A 251-nucleotide genomic window follows, 5' to 3' on the forward strand; every position below is an offset into this window, starting at 1 on the left:
TTCTTTGTTGTATTTGTTGACCGTGGTCAACGCCGCATTGTGGTAAACTACGCGAAACGTCAGCAAGGTCGTCGTGTCTATGCTGCACAGAGCACGCATTTACCGCTGAAAGTGAATATGGCGGGGGTAATCCCGGGAATCTTCGCTTCCAGTATTATTCTGTTCCCGGCGACCATCGCGTCATGGTTCGGGGGCGGTACTGGTTGGAACTGGCTGACAACAATTTCGCTGTATTTGCAGCCTGGGCAACC

The 251-nt window shown here is 52.2% G+C and carries 1 pseudogene; it reads left to right on the forward strand.

Annotation, left to right across the window (positions count from 1 at the left end):
- Positions 1-251: pseudogene (secY, locus tag R0J88_RS22100) on the forward strand (preprotein translocase subunit SecY); the annotation flags it as partial.

Source organism: Pseudoalteromonas sp. SIMBA_162, from assembly GCF_046535955.1.
Classification (GTDB): Bacteria; Pseudomonadota; Gammaproteobacteria; order Enterobacterales; family Alteromonadaceae; genus Pseudoalteromonas; species Pseudoalteromonas marina.